This window comes from Plantactinospora mayteni (genome assembly GCF_016862935.1).
Classification (GTDB): domain Bacteria; phylum Actinomycetota; class Actinomycetes; order Mycobacteriales; family Micromonosporaceae; genus Plantactinospora; species Plantactinospora mayteni.
The window spans coordinates 56,836-70,868 of record NZ_BONX01000034.1; the positions used below are offsets into that span (position 1 = coordinate 56,836).

Annotated in this window: 15 protein-coding genes; 5 read left to right on the top strand and 10 right to left on the bottom strand. The window is 68.5% G+C overall.

From position 1 onward, the window contains the following. The first annotated feature begins 33 nt into the window (after positions 1–33). Positions 34–216, top strand: coding sequence for a hypothetical protein (locus Pma05_RS42730; RefSeq protein WP_239312991.1), 183 nt, complete (start codon positions 34–36; stop codon positions 214–216). Positions 217–523: 307 nt separating this feature from the next. On the opposite strand, the gene Pma05_RS24220 is transcribed toward Pma05_RS42730, so the two are convergent. Next, positions 524–1,147 (bottom strand): DinB family protein, encoded by a 624-nt coding sequence (locus Pma05_RS24220; RefSeq protein WP_203859758.1) that lies wholly within the window; start codon positions 1,145–1,147, stop codon positions 524–526. On the opposite strand from Pma05_RS24220, the gene Pma05_RS24225 reads away from it, so the two are divergent. Further along, positions 1,146–1,415, top strand: coding sequence for a pentapeptide repeat-containing protein (locus Pma05_RS24225; RefSeq protein WP_203859759.1), 270 nt, complete (start codon positions 1,146–1,148; stop codon positions 1,413–1,415). The two genes, Pma05_RS24220 and Pma05_RS24225, sit on opposite strands and share 2 nt — an antisense overlap. 180 nt (positions 1,416–1,595) lie before the next feature. On the opposite strand, the gene Pma05_RS24230 is transcribed toward Pma05_RS24225, so the two are convergent. After that, positions 1,596–2,165 carry a MerR family transcriptional regulator gene (locus Pma05_RS24230; protein ID WP_203859760.1) on the bottom strand — a complete coding sequence of 190 codons (570 nt, stop codon included), beginning with the start codon at positions 2,163–2,165 and terminating at the stop codon, positions 1,596–1,598. Positions 2,166–2,267: 102 nt separating this feature from the next. On the opposite strand from Pma05_RS24230, the gene Pma05_RS24235 reads away from it, so the two are divergent. Continuing rightward, a complete protein-coding gene (locus Pma05_RS24235) occupies positions 2,268–3,317 on the top strand; it encodes an aldo/keto reductase (protein ID WP_239312993.1) in 1,050 nt (349 codons plus the stop codon). A gap of 1,455 nt (positions 3,318–4,772) precedes the next feature. Then, positions 4,773–5,081 carry a hypothetical protein gene (locus Pma05_RS24240; RefSeq protein ID WP_203859761.1) on the top strand — a complete coding sequence of 103 codons (309 nt, stop codon included), beginning with the start codon at positions 4,773–4,775 and terminating at the stop codon, positions 5,079–5,081. A 510-nt stretch (positions 5,082–5,591) separates the two neighbouring features. On the opposite strand, the gene Pma05_RS24245 is transcribed toward Pma05_RS24240, so the two are convergent. The 6 genes from Pma05_RS24245 to Pma05_RS24270 form a co-directional block, all read right to left on the bottom strand. Next, positions 5,592–6,608 carry a CU044_5270 family protein gene (locus tag Pma05_RS24245; protein WP_203859762.1) on the bottom strand — a complete coding sequence of 339 codons (1,017 nt, stop codon included), beginning with the start codon at positions 6,606–6,608 and terminating at the stop codon, positions 5,592–5,594. Continuing rightward, positions 6,601–7,143: an RNA polymerase sigma factor gene (locus Pma05_RS24250; RefSeq protein WP_203859763.1), complete on the bottom strand. Its 543-nt coding sequence runs from the start codon at positions 7,141–7,143 to the stop codon at positions 6,601–6,603. The genes Pma05_RS24245 and Pma05_RS24250 overlap by 8 nt, the downstream gene beginning before the upstream one ends. A gap of 569 nt (positions 7,144–7,712) precedes the next feature. Beyond that, positions 7,713–8,396: a hypothetical protein gene (locus tag Pma05_RS24255; RefSeq protein WP_203859764.1), complete on the bottom strand. Its 684-nt coding sequence runs from the start codon at positions 8,394–8,396 to the stop codon at positions 7,713–7,715. Positions 8,397–8,589: 193 nt separating this feature from the next. After that, positions 8,590–8,892 carry a thioredoxin domain-containing protein gene (locus tag Pma05_RS24260; RefSeq protein ID WP_203859765.1) on the bottom strand — a complete coding sequence of 101 codons (303 nt, stop codon included), beginning with the start codon at positions 8,890–8,892 and terminating at the stop codon, positions 8,590–8,592. Between the two features lie 32 nt (positions 8,893–8,924). Then, positions 8,925–9,221, bottom strand: a complete 297-nt coding sequence (locus Pma05_RS24265; protein ID WP_203859766.1) for a DsbA family protein — start codon at positions 9,219–9,221, stop codon at positions 8,925–8,927. Positions 9,222–9,279: 58 nt separating this feature from the next. Then, the gene (locus tag Pma05_RS24270; protein WP_203859767.1) at positions 9,280–9,642 is read right to left on the bottom strand and encodes an antibiotic biosynthesis monooxygenase family protein; all 363 of its coding nucleotides are present in this window, start codon (positions 9,640–9,642) and stop codon (positions 9,280–9,282) included. Between the two features lie 214 nt (positions 9,643–9,856). Here Pma05_RS24270 and Pma05_RS24275 point away from each other — a divergent pair, with 214 nt between their 5' ends. After that, positions 9,857–10,441, top strand: a complete 585-nt coding sequence (locus Pma05_RS24275; RefSeq protein ID WP_203859768.1) for a hypothetical protein — start codon at positions 9,857–9,859, stop codon at positions 10,439–10,441. 191 nt (positions 10,442–10,632) lie between these two features. On the opposite strand, the gene Pma05_RS24280 is transcribed toward Pma05_RS24275, so the two are convergent. Both Pma05_RS24280 and Pma05_RS24285 read right to left on the bottom strand, forming a co-directional pair. After that, on the bottom strand, positions 10,633–11,463 hold the full coding sequence (locus Pma05_RS24280; protein WP_203859769.1) for an inositol monophosphatase family protein: 831 nt from the start codon (positions 11,461–11,463) through the stop codon (positions 10,633–10,635). A 24-nt stretch (positions 11,464–11,487) separates the two neighbouring features. Next, positions 11,488–13,986 (bottom strand): DEAD/DEAH box helicase, encoded by a 2,499-nt coding sequence (locus tag Pma05_RS24285; protein ID WP_203859770.1) that lies wholly within the window; start codon positions 13,984–13,986, stop codon positions 11,488–11,490. Positions 13,987–14,033 lie beyond the last annotated feature (47 nt).

The following is a 14,033-nucleotide window of genomic DNA, read 5'->3' on the forward strand; positions in this document are numbered from 1 at the left end:
TCCGGTTGCGGTGCGGGTGCGACGCGGGCGGAGTTGGCAGCGGTTCAGCGTGAGGTGTTCACCGCCCGGGCGGCCGTGGTCCGCGCCCTGCAGGTGGCGACCAGCACGTCTGGGGATCCGGCTCTGGGTGACGTCACGGCCGGTGTGGCTGGTGTCGAGCGGCTCGACGCGATCGCCGAGCGGTTGCATGGGCTGTTGAAGCGGGCGTCGACGTGATCCCCCGAGTGCAGCCTCGCAGCACGAGTGTCCGTGAGGTACTGCGTTACCTGTTCGGGCCGGGTGATGACGGGGAGCACCACGATCAGCGCCTGGTCGCGGTGTGGGAGGCGGCAACGGTTTGTCAAGCCCCGGGGAACATCAAACCATCCATTGATCGGTTCGGCTCTTGATCAATCTCCGCGAGTTTTGACCGCACTTCCGTCCGCCGTCGCGGGCTGGGTCGGGTTTTGCGACGGTTTGCAGGCGCAGGCAGGTGAACGCGAGCATGTCGATCAGCCAGCCAGGGCGCCGGTGATCGGGCTGATCAGGGCGTAGTCTCGACTGCGCCGTGTGGGGCAGATAGGCCGGCATGGCCCGCGCCGCCGGCCGCTGCCTGCGCAGCCCGCTCGATCTTCGCGCGGTGTGTCGCGCGGGCCGCCGTGTCGATCTCTTCCTCGTATTCAGCCCTCAGCCCGGTCCGGCCGTCGAGCTGCTCACGCAGGATGTCAGCGTGGCCGGCATGCCGGGTGGTCTCCTGAAGGACGTGGATCATGATGTTGAGCAGCTTCACGTCAGGGTGTGACCACCATGGCACGTGGCCAGGCGCGTCGATGGGAAGCTCGTTGATCGTCGCGTCCGCATGCTTCCAGGCACGCTGGTAGAAGTCGATGATCTGTTCGCGGGTCTCGTCCGGGCTCACCCACAGGTCGCTGCCATCCGCGTCCTGCCATCGCCCCAGCGGCTCCGGGGATGGGCGACCGAAGACCTCACCGAAATACCAGGCCTCCAAGGTCGCCATATGCTTCACCAGGCCGAGGAGATTGGTCCCCGTCGCCGCCAGGGGACGCCGGATGTCGTACTCGGACAGGCCATCGAGCTTCCAGACCAGCGCCTCACGGATCACCTTCAACCGGCCGTGCAGGAAGTCCTTCGCGAAATCATCGATCATGGCGACGAGCTTGCCACGCGGCAACAACAGGAGCCGCTCTGGAGCTCAACGGCTGCTGCCGGCGGCGCCCGGGGACATTCAGGCGGCGTTGACGGTCATGGGGCGACGCGACCCGCGCCACGACGCCAACCACATGATCGATCTGAGCTACGCCAAGCTTTTCGGCGCTGATCTTCATCGGGCGTATCTCGCCAGCGCCGACTTCGAAGGGGCCGACCTGACCGGCGCGATCATGCATGAGGCGAACCTCACCGGCGCCACGCGTTGATCCGACGGGTACCGCTGGCTGACTCGGAACGCGAAGATCCACCGAATCCGCCAACTAAACGTGGACATCTCGCAGCCGAACCATCCACATCAACATGGCGGACAGCAGCTCAAATACCAGCGGACTCACCATCTTTATCCGGACGGGACACTGTCCGCTCGAACGCTTCGGAGTCCGGACCTACTTTTCGGATGCGTTGTGGCCCTGCCTGTCCGGTCCCGGTGAGGTTGGCAGGTTCTCAGGGATCCCAGCGGGCGTCTCGGCGCATTCTCGGGTGGCATGGCGGTCGTGGCCGTTGGCGTGTCCCAGTTGCCCGGATTCCGTCTCATCAGAGTTGGCGATTCTCAAAGGATCACCGACGTGAGGCGCGCGGCCGTGGGGCGGGTTCCACGCCTGCCCCTGCCGGTAGATATCGATCTTGGTCAGGATCTGCCCCAGATGCTGCTGAAGGCGCGTGATCTGCTCCTGGACCCGCCGCTGATGCGTCAGCAGGACCGCGAGTCGCTCCTGCGTCGTGCCCTGCCCATCGCGCATGAGCCGCACGAACTGCTGCATTTCGGTGACCGGCATGCCGGTGTCGCGCAGGCAACGCAGCAGTGCCAGCCATTGCAGGTCCATGTCGGTGAAGGACCGCCGTCCCGAACGGGTGCGCCTGATCGGGGGCAGCAGACCGATGCGTTCGTAGTAGCGCAGTGTGTCGAGGCTGAAACCGCTGTGCGCGGCCGCTTCGCGGGGCGTGTAGGAAGGCACCGACCGAGGATCACACCTGGAGTGCGCTCCCGGTCAACCGGCTTGACCGGGAGCGCACTCCAGCATGCAGGGTGGCCACATCCTCGGCGAAAGGCGGCACCTGTGACCATCCTTGATCTTGATCACTACTTCCTGCTCGGCCGCACCGGCCTACGGGTCTCCCCCGTGGGGCTGGGCACCATGACGTTCGGCACCGGCGGGTGGCACGCCGGCGAGGAGGCCGCGCGCGCGATCTTCCACCGGTACCTCGACCGGGGCGGCAACTTCATCGACACGGCCGACATCTACGGCGCCGGAGCCAGCGAGGAGTTGCTCGGCCGGCTCATCCAGGAGACCGGCAGCCGGGACCGTCTGGTCCTGGCGACCAAGTTCGGCGGGCCGACCGACCCGTCGGACCCCAACGCCCGCGGCAACGGCCGCAAGCACATCCTCCCCGCACTCGAGGCGTCGCTGCGCCGACTGCAGACCGACTACGTCGACCTGTACTGGCTGCACCTGTGGGACCAGGTCACCGGCGTCGAGGAGGTCATGTCCACCCTCGACACGCTGGTACGCGGCGGCAAGGTCCGCGCCGTCGGGCTCAGCAACGTCCCGGCGTGGTGGGCGACGAAAGCACAGATGCTGGCCCACCACCGTGGGTGGGAGCCGGTCGCGGCACTGCAACTGGAGTACTCGCTCGTCGAGCGAACCGCGGAGTGGGAGCACGTGCCCGCCGCCCAGGACCTGGGCATGGCGATCGTCGCCTGGTCGCCGCTGGCCAACGGCTTCCTCACCGGTAAGTACGAGCGGCAACTATCCGAAAGCGCTGGCAGGCTGTCGGCGGGCAGCCAGTGGCCACTGCCGGTGACCCCCAGCGAGCAGCACTGGCAGATCCTTGGCGTGCTGCGCACCATCGCCGCCGAGGTCGGCCGGGCGCCGGCGCAGGTGGCACTGAACTGGATCATCAGCCGGCCGGCCATACTCGGCACCCTCATCGGCGCCACCACCGTCGAGCAGTTGGATGCCAACCTCGACGCGCTCGGCATCGAACTGTCGCCCGAGCAACTCGCCCTGCTCGATCAGGCCGGTCGACCCGAGCCGGTCATGACGCCGCACTCGCTGTTCGCCCGGTTCCCGGCCCGTCCGCCCTACGTGCACCGCTGTGTCGGATGAACAACGAGCTCATCCGCATGCCGGGCGCAAGTGTCTGGCACGGACCGACACTCAAACCGGCATGCATGTGGGCCTGCGTCTGCGCGGCGGTCCACCGTCTCGGCCCGCGGCGGCCGCGTCATCCTCTACCACCGCCACGTCGGCCCGGTCCTGGTCCGCGACTGGTCGGTCCGCATGGACCTGTTCACCGCCACCGTCGTAGCCAGCGCCGACACCTGGAGGCCCCCCCGACTGCCAGCCCAAAAACAACTGTAGGCATCGTGATCAACGACGTCCTCCCGGCGGTCTGACCCGAAAAACAACGGGCCGCGGTGCCTTGTTAGCGATACGTCGACCGGCGGGAGGACGTCGCCGTGCCGCCGCCGGCCGGGGCCGATGTGGCCTGATAGGAGCCCGAAGCGTCCCACTGCAGTTCTGCCCGCGTTCCCGCTGGGCGGCGGCGCCGCACAGGTTGAGGCGACGCGACGGAGGTCTGGGGTGGGGCATGACAGCGGCGATTGACCAGTACGGACGTCTGCTTGGCACGACCAGCGTGCCAAGCACCGCAGCCGGGCACACTCGGCTAACGGCTTGGGCGCAGTCGCGGACCAGCCGGGTGTGGCTGGCTGATCCGACCCGCCGTGGTTATCAGGTCACCGGGACCGTCACGCTTCCCGGCCGCCTGCACCAGTGGCAGGTTGGTCGAGGCGAGGCCCCAGGGACGGCGCAGTCGACGCAGTGCAGGCGGCCACAATCCCCACAGATCAGCGCGATGCCCTTGAGTTTTCCATGCACCCCGACCGCTACCTCGGTCGGGCTGAAGACCCTCGCTCGGAGGGTGCGGCCGCACACCGCGCAGTCGACGCGCTCGCCGTCGACCAAACCGTGGTCCCGCCAGAACTCCCGCCTTCTCACAGGACTCGCGTTTCGGGGCTGCGGTGGAAGTGGGCGGCGGCGGACCGGCCGGCCGGCCGCGGCCTTCGCTTGCCGGGTGGCCTCGGACTGCAGTCCCGCCCGCCGCACCAGCCGCTTCTCCAGCTCCTCGGCCGACTGTTCGTTCGTACGCAGATAGTTGCCCGTGCAATGCTCGTGCCCTACCCAGACGGGCTGGCTCACCTTCGGATCGATGACCGACCGGTCCTTCGGCGGGGCATTCCTGAGCAACGCGGTGGCTTCGGCTCGGGTCAGCGTCGATGCCCATCCCGAACCGTCAAGTACGGGCTCGCCGCATACGACGCAGGGTGGCAGCACCATCTCCTCAATGTAGTACGGCCGAGCCGGGACCGGTCCCGGCCGGTACGGGCTGGAAACTGGGCGCGGCTTCCGCCGGGCCATATCGGAGGCGGGCGCTCGCAGGAGCGCCTGTCTTGATTCGTGGCCCGGTCCGGCCTCGCCGTAGTTCTCAGCGAAAGAACAACTCCAGCCCTGGTCGTGGGCGGTGCGAACGCCCGGAACCCGGGGATCTACATCCCGCCTTTGACCAGCGCTGGAGTTGTTGTTGGTCCGAAAACTACGGGTGGGCCGAGGTGGAAGTTCCGCAACGCCGCCGCACGACCCACCCACCTCACCGTCAAAGACGTCCGCGAACTGGTCGCCGCCGAGTACCTGCGGCCCATCCCCGCGCAGTCGGACTACCTCGCCACCGCGACCAACCCGGTGCCCTGGCCCACCCGCACCCGACCCCGCCAACCCCGAGGCGGGCGACCCATGCTCGACGCCGAGAAGAGCCTGACCGGCAGCAAGCGGGCCGCCGCGCTCACCCGCACCGCCGCACACCCATTCTGAGGCACAAGATCATTCGATTCCGAAAAGTAGATCCGAACAACTCGCGCCCCGACCGTCCGGACCTACATTTCGGGTCGCAGCTCACAGCCTTGATCATCCGAAGCCTTCACCCGGACAGGACAGCTGTCGCGTCCGGGCCAACCTTGCGAGTGCCGGGTTACCTTGCGAGTGATCTTGCAAGGCGTCCGGAATTCCTTGCGAGTCACCCGCGCGTGTCGGGTCGGTCGCTGGGGCGTACGTGCCGAGCTGGTAACGCGAGGCGGGCATCGATGGAGCGAAAGATGTCGTGGCATGACTGTCGAGTCCTCGATCGATGTAGGGGTGATGCGGCCAGTTGCTCGGCCCCGGGAACGGACGTCCGGTCGGCCATACCGTCTGCATGTTCGGCTGACGAGCGAGGAGTGGCGCGACATCGCGGCGGCTGCCGTACAGAAAGTGTGATGTCGACCTCCAGAACCCCTATGCATTCTCAGGAGCGAAATCACGGCCGCGACAGCCATCGACCTGGTCTCAGGCCGGGATCTGATCCCGGGACACGATCGTGCAGGTGACGAGGAGCCGGGTGGTGATCGTGCGTTCCAGCGGGACGTCGGGCACCGGCGACGGGGCCCTGGTCACCAGAGGTAGGTCGAGGGCGCCGCTGCCCTCGCCCAGGAACCGGCCGGTCCGCTCGTCGAAGAGCAACTCGACGACCGTGGTGCGCTCGACGCGCCGGAGGGAGACGACCGGTCGGCCGGCGATCTCGATTTGGACGGCGGTGAGCCTGCTGATCCCGGCGAGCGCGCGGTACAGCGCGGTGCGGACCGCGGGTGGCAGCAGCGGGTCGGCGGTCGGGAGGAATTGGCGCATGGCCTCCCACACGCCGTGGTCGACGGACCAATCACCGCGTCCGGACGCGCTGGCGGACACCAGCGTGGCGCGCATCGCGACCGGGTCGGTCGGCAGCTGGGCGATCCAGGCGGGGGTGGCCGAGGCCAGGTCGGTGCCCGGTCGGGCGACCTGGCCGGCGGCAAGGTCGGCCTGGCGCATGTCCAGTACCGGGATGTCCATGCGGGTCTCGTACTGGCGCGTCCGCAGCGGCACCATGCCCTCCGGATCCTTCCATGCCTCGTACCTGTAGTGGAACTTCAACGCCGGGCTGTGCTCGAAGTCGGTGGTGACACCGTCGGTGCGCACGTAGAGCACCTGCCCGGGGCCGAGGGTGACCGGGTCCTGGTCGGCCGCCGCGGTGGCGAGCGCGTCGAACGCCGTGGCGATGTCGATGGTCGGCGGGGCAGCGGCCTGCTCGGCGACCGGGCGGCGTAGGTACGAGACCGTGCCCAGCACGACGAGCAGTATCAGCGCGGCGGCGAGCGCGGGTACCCACCGCCGCGCCGTGGGGTGCCGCCACCCGAGGTGCCGGGCAGGTCGGGCGAGCCGGGCGTGGAGCGCGGCGTGGGTGCGGCGCCGCGACTCGTCGAGTTCGCCGGGCTCGACGGTCAGCAGGGAGCGTAGGACCCGCAGGTCCTCGTCGTCGTACTCAGGCATCAGTGCTCCTCCCCTGGGTGGCCAGCGCCGCACGGACCTTGGCTCTGGCCCGGTGCAGCGTCGAACGAACCGAACCCACCGGCATCCCGGCCGCGTGGGCGATCTCCTCGTAGGTCAGCTCAGCAACGGCGTACAGCAGCAGCACGTCGCGCTGGCGCCGGGACAGCCCGGCCAGCGCGACCAGAACCCGACGGCCGCGTGCCGTCCGGTCGACCCGCTCGACCGCCCGGTCGGCATGGTCCTCGGTGGACGTCGCGCCGGCGGGTAGCCGGGCCAGCGCGCGCAGCCGGCGGATCTCGGCACGACGGTGCTCCCGCAGGAGGTTGGTCGCGATGCCGAACAACCAGGCCCGGACCCCGGGGCCGGTGTCCTCGTACCGGTCGCGCTGCTGGTGCGCGACCAGGAACACCTGCGCGACGACGTCCTCGGCGTCGGCGGCGTCGATCCGCCCGCGGCAGTACCGCAGCAGATGTGTCGCGTGCTTGGCGAACAACTGACCGGCATCGACCGCCGGCGGCGCCTCCTGGTCCGTCATCACAACCATTCATGGCCGCAGCCGACTCGCGGGTTCCACAATCACACCAGGCCCGGTCCCGCTCGGGGAGAGCAGACCGGCCCACTCGGCGCAGCCGGGCACCGCGGGTCAGCGCAGCGGGCCGGGCAGCACCTACTCCACAAACGTCCTGGCCCGGCAGGCAGCGTTCTGGCACACGAAACGGCGCACCTGCAGCCAGAGCACGAATCTGTCGCTCAACACGAGCCGCTGGTCAGCGGCTCTGCGCGGCTCGACTGCGGGCCGGCCAGGATCGGGAATCCGCAAGGTATGTTAGGACGCTTCGCCGCAGTATCGTCCGAACCTACCTTGCGAGTCGCTGGTCAGCACCTTGATCATCCGCAACCTTCAGCCGGACACGACATCGTTGTCCGGTCCGGGCGAAGTTGGCCAGTCCGCTTGAAGTTGGCCAACGGCGCGGCCACGTCCGGCTGAAGGTGGCCAGCCGCCGGTAGCCGCTCAACAGGCCGGTGGCCGTACGCACAGCATGGACGGTGACGCGAACGACGTTTCGGGATTCCGTGCGTGCTGTGGTGGTGCTGGGGGTCGGGTTACGGGGTCAGCGCCGTGCAGTCCGTCTCGTCGGGCAGCAACGGCCGGAAGAGCACGGCGTACAGGTTCGGGCCGCTACGCCACGCTGTGTTGGGCGCGGCTGAGTCGGCGAGTCGCGCCGCGACTTCGGAGTCGGCCCCGGTAAGGAGGGTGCAGGTCGCCTGCTGACCTGCTGGGAGCGGCCGAAGCGGCCATGGCGTGACCGTGGTCCCAGCGTCGGGCGAGCTTCCGGATGAGCTCTCTTGGGATTGCCACTTCTCTTGGGATTGCCACGCCACGATCGCCATCCGCTCCGGACGATAGGTTACTGGCGGGCGTTCGAGGTCGCTGCGTGGCAGGGACCGCAGATGGTTGGCGAGCCGGTTGATCAGCCAAACCCGTGCACCGCTGGCGCCTGGTTGCACGGTCGAGACGTGCCGCCGGCCACCCGCCAGGAGCGTCACCACGGTGGGGCCGGCGTCGAGGATCTGCTGATCGCTGTGGAAGCTACGGGACCTTCCCAGCCCGGCGAGGTGGGCGTCGCGGTAGACCCGGCGGTACGCAATGTGGGTGAGCCGCTGATCCTTGACGACCTCCCGAGCGGGCGACGCGGCGAGATCGATCGCCGTGGTCAGCACCCGCCCGTCGCCGTACACCGAGATGTCGGGGACAGGGCGGTCGAAGGGCGACGCCATGCCCTCCACGAACCGGATCCGTAGCACGAGCGCGCCCGGATCGCGTGATGGCTCGGGTCCCCACCATGTGTGGTGGTGGCCTATGGCGAGAAGCCCCACCGACAAGAGAACGGCAAGGGCACCCGAGATGAGCAGGCGTCGCGTCCGGGCCTTCACGAGGTCTTGTGACGGCCCGGACACGTGGCCGGTTCCCCGGATCCGCCTAGGTCGTCGTGCTGGAGGCACTGTGGAACGTAGAACAGAACCCGAACCGTCCCGCAACGGAGCCCAACACAGAAAGTCCCAGGTAAATCCGGACAGTCCAGCGGTGACGACTACGCCGAGCATGTTCGGGCCGACGAACGCCGGGCTGCGGAGCGCGGCATTCACCGCCGAGCATGGTGTGTACGTCGGTTCGGTCTAGCCCGGCCTCGTTGCCCAGCCGTTCGAGGGTCTGCGGCTCGGCGACGTTGAGACCTTCGGTGTGGTAGGCGTGGAGCAGGCGCTCCATCAGGATCATGCGCATCCGCGCACTTGGTACGGCAGAAGGCTTGGAACTCAACCTGCACCGTGCGCGGCCGGTGAACACGTTCGACGCCCGCCGGCTGTGTCACCTTGCCGCCGACCACGGTGTCGCCGACACGATGAGGTGGAAGCCTGCTCTCCCCACCAGCCCGCCATTGCCTCAGCGGCCGTCAGGCCAGGGAGTTTGCCTTCCTGCGGAGCGAGTTCGTGGCTGCGCCAGACGACCTGTATCCGGTCGCGGTCGACGATCCTGGCCAGAGCGGCGGCGAGGCGTCTCTTGCCGATGTAGCACCAGGGGCACAGGATGTCCGCGTAGATCTCGATCTTCATGGGTAGCTTCGGATGGCGGGCAGCGTTGGATCGATGCACATGCTCGGGTGAGTCGGATTCAGGCGTCGGTCTGCCGCGGGCCGGGACCGACCTCGCGGACGACGACGTAGCGGGGGTCGCCGCTCATCCGGGGCTCGGCCTTGCCGGACAAGCCCTGCAGTGCCTTGTCGATGGCTGCCATCCGGCCTTCAGTGTCGGAGGTCACCTCGAAGTTGCGGTAGTCCGCCTCGCTTGCCCAGTGCACGATGTTGTAGACGCGCGTGCCGTCGGTGCTGACGTGGAACCGGGCCGACCGGTACCCAGGATAGAACCGGACCCATCGCTCCTGAATGTTCGCGAAGGCAGCCACGAGTTCACGTTGCGTGTCAGGTCCATCGACCGTGTAATCGATGATCGAATAGAAGCCGGTGTCAGTACGCATGTGCTCTCCCGTGCATGGGTTGTCAGAGATCGTGGTCCTGGCTTAGATCTTTCAACCCCAATAAGACTTGAGGTCAAGACCGGCCACAGCCGACCTGACCCTGCCCAAGCTGGAACAGCCGTGACAGCCCGCATCCTGGGGCATGGAGTTGGTGCGAGGTAGATGGCGGTTGCTTGCCGGTACAGGCCAGTCTTGGTCGACACCAGCAGTGAGAGTGTTGAATACCCTGATGACCTGCCTGCAGCCACTAGCCCGGTCCGGCCGGCTTGCCCGCTTCCTGCTGTCCGCGATCGCGCTCACGGCACTCGCCTCGTGTTCCTCGAACGAGCCGGCCGTTGACGGCTCGTCCACGTCAACGCCGGTTCCGCCCAGCGCCTCCACCACACCCAGCGCCTCCACCGCGGCGTCTGAGCCCGTCCCGACCTCGATCCAGCCGAGCGCCCAGGACGGTACGAACTACAAGGCATGTCTTGGCGGCAACTGTGAGATCGCTGTGTCCAAACCGGTCACGATCACGTTGTCCGATTCTCCGGTCGACTTGACAGCCGGTCCCTTTACGGTACGGAAGGTGAACGCCGGCAGCATTGAGGTACGCATGGCCCTCCCCGCCGGGCCAAGTCTTGACGTCACCATCAAGAAGGGCTGCACGACTGCCTTCTACGGGAACAACGCCGATGGATTGGCACACACATCGTGCACGAGAGAACCAGAGGATATCCTCGGCATGTACATCAAACAAACGGTGACTGTCAAGAGCATCACCGACGGCACCGCAATCCTGAACCTGAAGTCCGAGTGAGTGGCTCGCGCGATCGTGGGGCGTATCGCCGAGCTGAGGCTCGCGAAATTGCCGCACGCAGCCGGACAACCCGATAAAGATCATCCGCTCCTTACCGTGCACGGAAAGTGCCAAGTAGATCCGGACGCGAGTGCCCTCACGCGTCCGCGTCATCTTGGCCAACCGCTTGTCGCAGCGTTGAGCATGAGGGCTCACGCCGAGGCGTCGGCGTCGGACCGGAACTGGTTGCCGACCAGGGCCAGCAGGGCAGCGTGGGTCTCTTCGTCGGCCGCCACGACGAGGCCGCCGCGACCGGTGTGCAGCGGCTGCCCGCGCAGGTCGGTGACCACACAACCGGCGGCCCGGCACAGCGCGATCCCGCTGGCGAAGTGCACGCTGTCCCGCAGGTGTCCGTCGGTCACGTACCCGGCCCGTCGACCGGCGGCGACCCAGGCCACCGCGAGGGTGCTGGAGACCACCCGCGGGCGGAACCGCTCGGCGAACCCCCGGTCGGCGAGCAGTCGTACGGCCCGGAAGGCGGGGTCGTTCGGAAAGGGCGGATCCAGGTTGACGTCCACCAGCCACGAGTCGGCCGACGGCCGGAGTTCGGCGTCCACGCCGTCGTGGCGTACCCGGGCCCGAATGCCGTCGGTCCAGAACACCTCTCCGCTGAACGGGTCGGCCGAGGCGGCTGCGGTGATCTCCGGAACGGTGGTCTCCGGACCGGAGCGCAGCGCGACGTTCACCGCGACCAGCATGCTGCGGGCGGCGTAGTTCAGCGTCCCGCAGAGCGGGTCGACCAGCCATTCCCGACCGTTGCCGGCGGATCCGGTGCGGCCACTCTCCTCGCCGACCACGGTGTCGTCCGGCCGGGCGGCGCGGAGTACCGCCACGATCGCCCGCTCCGCCTCGATGTCGGCGACGGTGGCGAAGTCGCCCGGTCCCTTGTCGAACCGGGCCAGCGCGGTGCCGTAGCGGGAGCGCACCACCTCGGCACCCGCCCGCGCCGCCGCGATGGCCAGCTCATGATCGGTGATCGTCATGCGGGCAAGGATAGGATCGGGCCGTCAGAGCTGGCCGACCTCGGTTACTCGGAGCACGGCCGTGCCTGCCGCGTCGGAGGCGGCGAGGTCGACCTCCGCGCTGATCCCCCAGTCGTGGTCGCCGTCCGGGTCGTCGAAGATCTGCCGGACCGTCCAGCGGTCCCGGCCCTGCTCGATCATCAGCAGCGCGGGCCCGCGCGCCGCCGGCCCGGTGCCGATCTCGTCGTACGCCTCGAAGTACGGCTCCAGCGCGTCGGCCCAGGCGTCGGTGTCCCAGCCGTCCTCGGCGTCGAGTGCGGCCAGCTCGTCCCAGCGGCGCAGGGCGACCAGCTCCACCCGGCGGAACAGCGCGTTGCGGACCAGTACCCGGAACGCCCGCACGTTGCCGGTGACCGCCGGCGGCTTCTCGTCCACCACCACGGCGGTCGGGTCGGCCGGGTTGCGCAGCCGCTCCCACTCGTCGATCAGGCTGGAGTCGACCTGCCGGACCAGCTCGCCGAGCCACTCGATCAGGTCGATCAGTTCCTCGGTCTTGGCGTCCTCGGGCACGCTCTGCCGCAGCGCCTTGTACGCGTCCGCCAGGTAGCGCAGCACCAGCCCTTCGGAGCGGGACAGGCCGTAGAAGCTGACGTACTCGACGAAGGTCATCGCCCGCTCGTACATGTCCCGGACCACCGACTTCGGCCGCAGCTCGTAGTCGGCCACCCAGGGGTGCCCCCGCCGGTACATCTCGTAGGCGGCGTCCAGCAGCTCGACGAGCGGCTTCGGGTGGGTCACCTCGTCGAGCAGTTCGAGCCGGGCCTCGTACTCGATGCCGTCGGCCTTCATCGCGGCGACCGCCTCGCCACGGGCCTTGAACTGCTGCGCCGAGAGCACCTGCCGTGGGTTGTCCAGTGTGGACTCGATCACCGACAGCACGTCCAGGGCGTAGGTCGGGGACGCCGCGTCCAGCAGCTCCATCGCGGCCAGCGCGAACGGCGAGAGCGGCTGGTTGAGCGCGAAGTCGAGCTGGAGGTCGACGGTGAGGCGTACCAGTCGGCCGGTCTCGTCCGGCTCGGCGAGCCGCTCGACCACGCCGCCGGCCAGCAGCGCCCGGTAGATGGCGATGGCCCGGCGGATGTGCTTGCGCCGCGCCGCGCCGTCCTCGTGGTTGTCCGTCAGCAGGTGCCGCATCGCGGCGAACGCGTCGCCGGGCCGGCTGATCACGTTGAGCAGCATCGCGTGGCTGACCTGGAAGCTCGACGTCAGCGGCTCCGGCTCGGCCTCGACCAGCCGCTCGAAGGTGGGCCGGCCCCACCCGATCGACCCCTCCGGCGGCTTCTTCCGGACCACCTTGCGGCGCTTCTTCGGGTCGTCGCCCGCCTTGGCCAGCGCCTTCTCGTTCTCGATCACGTGCTCCGGCGCCTGCACCACCACCGTGCCCATGGTGTCGAAGCCGGCCCGCCCGGCCCGGCCGGCGATCTGGTGGAACTCGCGCGCCTTGAGCAGCCGGGTCCTGACCCCGTCGTACTTCGACAGGCCGGTGAACAGGACGGTGCGGATCGGCACGTTGATCCCGACCCCGAGGGTGTCGGTACCGCAGATGACCTTGAGCAGCCCGGCCTGGGCCAGGGTTTCCACCAGCCGCCGGTACTTCGGCAGCATCCCCGCGTGGTGCACCCCGATGCCGTGCCGGACCAGCCGCGACAGCGTACGCCCGAAGCCGGCGGTGAACCGGAAGTTGCCGATCGCCTCGGCGATCATGTCCTTCTCGGCCCGGGTGGCGACGTTGACGCTCGTCAGCGCCTGGGCGCGTTCGAGGGCGGCAGCCTGGGTGAAGTGCACCACGTAGACCGGCGCCTGCCGGGTCGAGAGCAGCTCCTCCAGGGTCTCGTGCAGCGGCGTCATCGCGTACGAGAACATCAGCGGCACCGGCCGCTCGGCGTTCCGGACCAGCGCGGTCGGCCGCCCGGTACGCCGGGTCAGGTCGTCGACGAACCGGGTGACGTCGCCCAGCGTGGCGGACATCAGCACGAACTGCGCCTGGGGCAGCTCGATCAGCGGTACCTGCCAGGCCCAGCCCCGGTCCGGCTCGGCGTAGAAGTGGAACTCGTCCATGATCACCATGCCGACGTCGGCCCGCTCGCCGTCCCGCAGCGCGATGTTGGCGAGGATCTCCGCCGTACAGCAGATGATCGGCGCGTCCTCGTTGACGCTGGCGTCGCCGGTCAGCATCCCGACGTTCTCGGCACCGAAGATCTCGCAGAGCGCGAAGAACTTCTCCGAGACCAGCGCCTTGATCGGCGCGGTGTAGAAACTGACCCGGTCGTCGGCCAGGGCCGCGAAGTGGGCACCCGTGGCGACCAGGCTCTTGCCGGAGCCGGTCGGGGTGCTCAGGATCAGGTTCGCCCCGGAGACGATCTCGATCAGCGCCTCCTCCTGGTGCGGATAGAGGCTCAGACCACGCTCCTGCGCCCAACCGGCGAACGTGTCGAAGAGGGCGTCGGGGTCGGCGCTGCCCGGCAGCTGGTCGGTGAGCGTCATAGCCGGTCCATGGTGCCTGGCCCGGCTCGGCAACGCCAATCCGGTCC

Coding starts and splice junctions, on each gene's coding strand:
- Pma05_RS24225 (WP_203859759.1), top strand. CDS start 1,146: ATGGCGACGAGCTTGCCACGCGGCAACAACAGGAGCCGCTCTGGAGCT.
- Pma05_RS24220 (WP_203859758.1), bottom strand. CDS start 1,147: ATGATCGATGATTTCGCGAAGGACTTCCTGCACGGCCGGTTGAAGGTG.
- Pma05_RS24245 (WP_203859762.1), bottom strand. CDS start 6,608: ATGCCTGAGTACGACGACGAGGACCTGCGGGTCCTACGCTCCCTGCTG.
- Pma05_RS24250 (WP_203859763.1), bottom strand. CDS start 7,143: ATGACGGACCAGGAGGCGCCGCCGGCGGTCGATGCCGGTCAGTTGTTC.
- Pma05_RS24260 (WP_203859765.1), bottom strand. CDS start 8,892: ATGCGCATGATCCTGATGGAGCGCCTGCTCCACGCCTACCACACCGAA.
- Pma05_RS24265 (WP_203859766.1), bottom strand. CDS start 9,221: ATGAAGATCGAGATCTACGCGGACATCCTGTGCCCCTGGTGCTACATC.
- Pma05_RS24270 (WP_203859767.1), bottom strand. CDS start 9,642: ATGCGTACTGACACCGGCTTCTATTCGATCATCGATTACACGGTCGAT.
- Pma05_RS24280 (WP_203859769.1), bottom strand. CDS start 11,463: ATGACGATCACCGATCATGAGCTGGCCATCGCGGCGGCGCGGGCGGGT.
- Pma05_RS24285 (WP_203859770.1), bottom strand. CDS start 13,986: ATGACGCTCACCGACCAGCTGCCGGGCAGCGCCGACCCCGACGCCCTC.